Annotated in this window: 5 protein-coding genes and 1 pseudogene; all 6 read left to right on the forward strand. The window is 37.2% G+C overall.

The features are described from left to right. Positions 1-221: 221 nt before the first annotated feature. Positions 222-1,406 (forward strand): AAA family ATPase, encoded by a 1,185-nt coding sequence (locus PX481_RS01615; RefSeq protein ID WP_002762438.1) that lies wholly within the window; start codon positions 222-224, stop codon positions 1,404-1,406. Next, positions 1,403-2,185 carry a DUF3226 domain-containing protein gene (locus tag PX481_RS01620; protein WP_002762437.1) on the forward strand — a complete coding sequence of 261 codons (783 nt, stop codon included), beginning with the start codon at positions 1,403-1,405 and terminating at the stop codon, positions 2,183-2,185. Before PX481_RS01615 ends, PX481_RS01620 begins: the two co-directional genes overlap by 4 nt. Before the next feature lie 239 nt (positions 2,186-2,424). Next, positions 2,425-2,610, forward strand: coding sequence for a hypothetical protein (locus tag PX481_RS01625; RefSeq protein ID WP_002762436.1), 186 nt, complete (start codon positions 2,425-2,427; stop codon positions 2,608-2,610). A 58-nt stretch (positions 2,611-2,668) separates the two neighbouring features. Continuing rightward, a complete protein-coding gene (locus tag PX481_RS01630; RefSeq protein WP_106908760.1) occupies positions 2,669-3,628 on the forward strand; it encodes a NodZ family protein in 960 nt (319 codons plus the stop codon). A gap of 73 nt (positions 3,629-3,701) precedes the next feature. Then, a pseudogene (locus tag PX481_RS01635) lies at positions 3,702-4,112 on the forward strand (PQQ-dependent sugar dehydrogenase); the annotation flags it as partial. A 141-nt stretch (positions 4,113-4,253) separates the two neighbouring features. Next, positions 4,254-4,747 (forward strand): nuclease/transposase family protein (locus PX481_RS01640; protein WP_502888584.1); only part of this gene is annotated, 494 nt, incomplete at its 3' end.

Consider the following 4,747-nt stretch of genomic DNA (forward strand, 5'->3'; position numbering starts at 1 on the left):
AACCCTTATATAGAAAGGCATTTGGCGATTTTTGTCAATTATTTTTGATCTAGAGCGAACTAATCAATTAAGTCTCTTGCCAGATAAGGATTTAGTCGATTTATGCCCCCCTATCGAACCATACTAAGTAACGAAGAACCAGAAGTTGATTAAATTAAAACTTCAATACATTTGAGGAGATAACTTAGTTTTTTGTCACCCTTTTCAGCTAAACTAAGTTTATGACTAAAAGCCTAGAAAACATTACCATTCACCAGTTTAGAGGACTGCGAGAGCTTGAGCTAAAGAATCTCGGACAGATTAACCTGCTTGTGGGAATTAATAATTCGGGAAAAACCAGCGTTCTCGAAGCGTTATCTATTTACTGTCATCCCTTAGATCTAAAAGTTTGGCTAAATACTGCTAGACAAAGAGAACAAGAGTACAGAGTTTCTCGGACTCCTTATCTAGATTCCCTACAGTGGTTATTTACCCACGATGCAATGATTGAGCAAGAAAAACTTAATCACGGGGTTATATCAATCACAGGAAATGGCTCCTTTAAAGTTCAGAAAATTGAGGCAATTTATGAAGAACTCGAAGGAATTATTTTAATTGACAATCCCGAAGACAAGCTTCATCCTAATGAGATAATTAGCGAAGAAAACGAAGATTTAATCGATAATAATGAAGATTTATGGGAAACAAGAAAAGGTATAAATTTATCGATAACAGTATTTCTGGCTCAAGAACAATTAATAAGTTTAATTAATTATCCCCAAAATCCCCTGAAAGAAAACTATCAACTTTGGGAAAATAGCCCTCTCTCTAGACTATCGGGAAAAAAAGAACCTAGCTTACTAACTTCTCTGGTTAGTCCCGCTTCTCATCGTTCTGATATTGGTCAATTTCGATTACTTTCAGAAGTGAGATTTGCCAATTTTAAAACAGATGTTATCGATTTACTACGTCAAATGGACAGTAATATTTCTGACTTAGAAATTCTCTTACCGCCTCATTCTTTATCTTCCAGATTTAATATTTATATTCAACATGAAAAATTGGGACTTGTCCCCGTTAGTACCTTTGGTGATGGGGTGCGTCGCTTACTTCATATCGCCCTCAAACTTGCCAGTGTTAAAGGTGGAATTTTATTCATTGATGAATTAGAATCAGCTATTCATACAGAGGCACTGCAAAGTTCTTTTAATTGGTTAGTTAAATGGTGTCAAAAAATGAATGTACAACTGTTTGCTACTACCCACAGTCTAGAAGCTGTTGATGCTCTGTTAGAAGTTACTGAACGAGAATCAGATTTGGTGCTTTATCGTCTCGAACCAAAGGAAAATTATACTAGAGTAGTTAGACATGATTGGACTCGATTAAAAAGCTTACGAGAAGACTTAGGACAGGAGGTTCGTTGGTGAGTCGAGAACATATATTGATTGGAGTGGAAGGTAATCATGATCAAGCTTTTCTGGTGAAAGTTATGTGTAAACTTCTGGGGTTTTCTAAATGTGAAGAACTCTCAAATCTAGAACCAATTTGGAAAAAATTTATTCCGAAATATCCTCCTCCTAAAACTGGAAAACTTTACATCAGACTCGATATGCCATCTATTCTTTATACTGAGACTTTATCCGTGGCAATTTATGCCGGGGGTGGCAGTGAATTAATTAAAAATTTAACCAATAAACTTGCCGATATGGATTATAACAATGAATTATCAGCTTTTGCCGTTATTGCCGATGCGGATAAAGATAACCCGGCAGAAGTTGCTCGTAAATATCATCAGGGTTTTCGGGAATATTTTCCCGACTTTCCCAGGGTAGTAGCTGCCACGGGAACTATTCAAGAAAATAAACCAAGAGTCGGATTATACATACTGCCTAATAATGTTGATCAAGGTGTCTTAGATACCCTACTTTGTGATTGTGGAAAAATCGCCTATCCTGAATATATGAAGAGGGCAAAAGCATATATTCAACAGTTTTCTGAGGAGGAAATTAGTCAAATTGGCTGGAAACCTTTTGATAAAGAAAAAGCCACTATTGCCGCCATTGCTAGTATTCTTAAACCGGGAAAAACCAACACCGCAACTATTTCTGATGATCGGTGGATTAGCGAGCAAACTTTAACGCAAATACCATCACTAGAAAATCTCTTAACTTTTCTAAAACAACTCCTCAAAATGGAGTCAATATAATTATATTGATCTGCTGAAAACTTGGAGAGTTACCAACTAGGAAGTTATGGTTAATAAGTGGTCAGGCAAAGGAGACAGTATATCCGAACATTATAATAAAAGTTTTCTCTCAAGTTAAGGTCAAACAATTCTAGCTGGGAGTTATCGAAGTGTAATTAAGCTTGACAAACTCAAATTAAGGTGTTAATATATAGGGCGTGATTTGTACAGATGTTAAAAATTTTGTTTTGCGGTAGTCTATGAATTTAACAAATTTACCAATGTCTCTTGATGAGATGCCTTTACCTAGTTATTTGCCGCCAGTTATTTTAACAGTTTTTACTCGTCCCGATCTACTCAAGGAAGTTTTAAAGGGTTTAACCCAACAGATTCTATCTGCGTCGCCTAGAATTTGTGAAGCTATTTATGGCTCACTCTCCCTTTAGTTTGAAAAAAACTCGCCGTCGCCTAGGTTTATAGTTTAGTAGATACTTAATAGAAAATATGAATAGCTCTAGAAAATTTCTGATTTGTAAAGGTTCCTCTGGCATGGGAAACCGAATTCTGGCCGCCTGTGGTGCAATAATCTATAGTGAAATTAGTAATCGCCAGTTAGTTATTGATTGGCGGGATAATACTTATTGTCATGACGATATCAACTCCTTCCCTCTATTTTTTAACTGTCCAAAGACCGTTTCAGTAGAATCTATACCTGATACCAAGTCTGTCTATCCTGAGATATGGATTGATAAGTTAGATCAATCTTTTGGTGGACTAAGAAAAGATTTAAGGATTTCGGATCAATCTATGTCGGTTGAATTATCTAGAACAAATTATGAGAGTGAGATTCTGGTTTTCTGTGCCTATACTCATAAAATCAACCAGATGAGACAACTTTTTCATGGGAAGTTCGATTACTTGGCAAAAATGGATGATCGTACTATTATCAAACAGGTATTAAACTCTCATCTAAGCCTGAAACCTGAAATTGTTCAGTCTATCGAAGATTTCCGATCATCTTACTTTGGAGTGAATACCCTAGGCGTTCATGTCAGATACACAGACATGAAGATTCCTTTAGATAAGCTAATTACTAATACTAAAAAAATCAACAAAAACAATAAATTTAACAGCATTTTCTTGGCTACAGATTCTCAAGAAGTTGTTGAAAAATTTCAAGAGGAGTTCCCAAATATTATCACCACACCAAAATGGTTTCCACCATCGGGAGAAAGAATGCACCAGAACTGGGATCAATGTCCTGATCGCGTTCAAAATGGCATAGAAGCATTAATGGATATGTATTTGTTAGCCAGTTGTAATGATTTGATTTTTTCTTCTCAGTCCTCCTTTGGTTTAGTGGCATCAATCCTAAGTAAAGCCAGTAAACAACATCTCCACGATGTGAATTCTTCTTCATTCATTGAAAAAGTAAAAGCGAAAATTAGAGGTATTGCCAAATAGTTTGTACGAGCAATTAACCCGAACCAACCTTAATGATGTCTATGCCATGGCAAACTTGGGGAGTTACCAACTAATGCTTAATTCTCTCAATCGCCTTTTCTCGCCTTTAGTATCTAGCGTTTTACATACCATAATTATCTCCGGTTGTCAAGGTGCAAATGTATTAACTTCGGCGAATAATTCCCAGAGAAATCAATGGCAAAAAGTGACCGTAATCGAGGGTTTAGAGCATCCTTGGTCGATGGTTTGGCTACCTAACGGGGAAATCCTCATCACAGAGCGCCCCGGTCGTTTAAGAGTAGTTAGAGAGGGTAAATTAGACCCAAAAGCCATCGCTGGAGTTCCCGAAGTTTTTGCCGTCGGACAAGGAGGACTGCTCGATGTGGCAATTCATCCCCAATTTGCCCAAAATCGCTGGATTTATCTAACTTATGCCCACGGAGACCAGGAGGCTAATCGTACCCGCGTCGCTCGTGCGGTTTATCTCAAATGTCGGGGTGAAGACCCTCGCACTTAGCGACGGGATGAAACCCCGACCAATATAAAACAGCGAAGCACGACTAAAATCTTGACAATCTATGCTGTACAGGTTAATATAAAATAAGTTGTTTGAGGTCGATAAACAATGATTGTCTTAGAAATGAAAGCCGTGGTCAAACCAAGTCAGTGTTCTGCCATTGATGAAGCTATTCGTACAGTACAATTCATCAGAAACAAAGCATTAAGGCTTTGGATAGATGCCAAGAGGGAAGACAAAATCGATAAATATTCTCTCAATAAATATTGTGCAGTTCTCGCCAAACAGTTCAAGTTTGTCGATACTCTAAATTCTATGGCTAGACAAGCATCGGCCGAACGGGCTTGGTCAGCTATTGCCCGTTTCTATGACAATTGTAAGAAAAAAATAAAAGGTAAAAAAGGCTATCCCAAGTTTCAGAAAAATAATCGTTCTGTGGAATATAAAAACTGTGGGTGGAAACTATCAGAGGATAGAAAGAAAATAACTTTCACAGATAAGAAAAACATTGGGACGGTTAAACTAAAAGGAACTAGAGACCTAAACTTTTATCCTATAGACCAAATTAAACGAGTTAGAATTGTTAAACGAGCGGATGGTTA

The sequence above is a fragment of the Microcystis sp. M53603_WE2 genome (genome assembly GCF_030065435.1).

What these genes read in the sequence shown, in the direction of transcription:
- PX481_RS01615 (WP_002762438.1), top strand. Translation starts at nt 222, where the DNA reads ATGACTAAAAGCCTAGAAAACATTACCATTCACCAGTTTAGAGGACTG.
- PX481_RS01625 (WP_002762436.1), top strand. Translation starts at nt 2,425, where the DNA reads ATGAATTTAACAAATTTACCAATGTCTCTTGATGAGATGCCTTTACCT.
- PX481_RS01630 (WP_106908760.1), top strand. Translation starts at nt 2,669, where the DNA reads ATGAATAGCTCTAGAAAATTTCTGATTTGTAAAGGTTCCTCTGGCATG.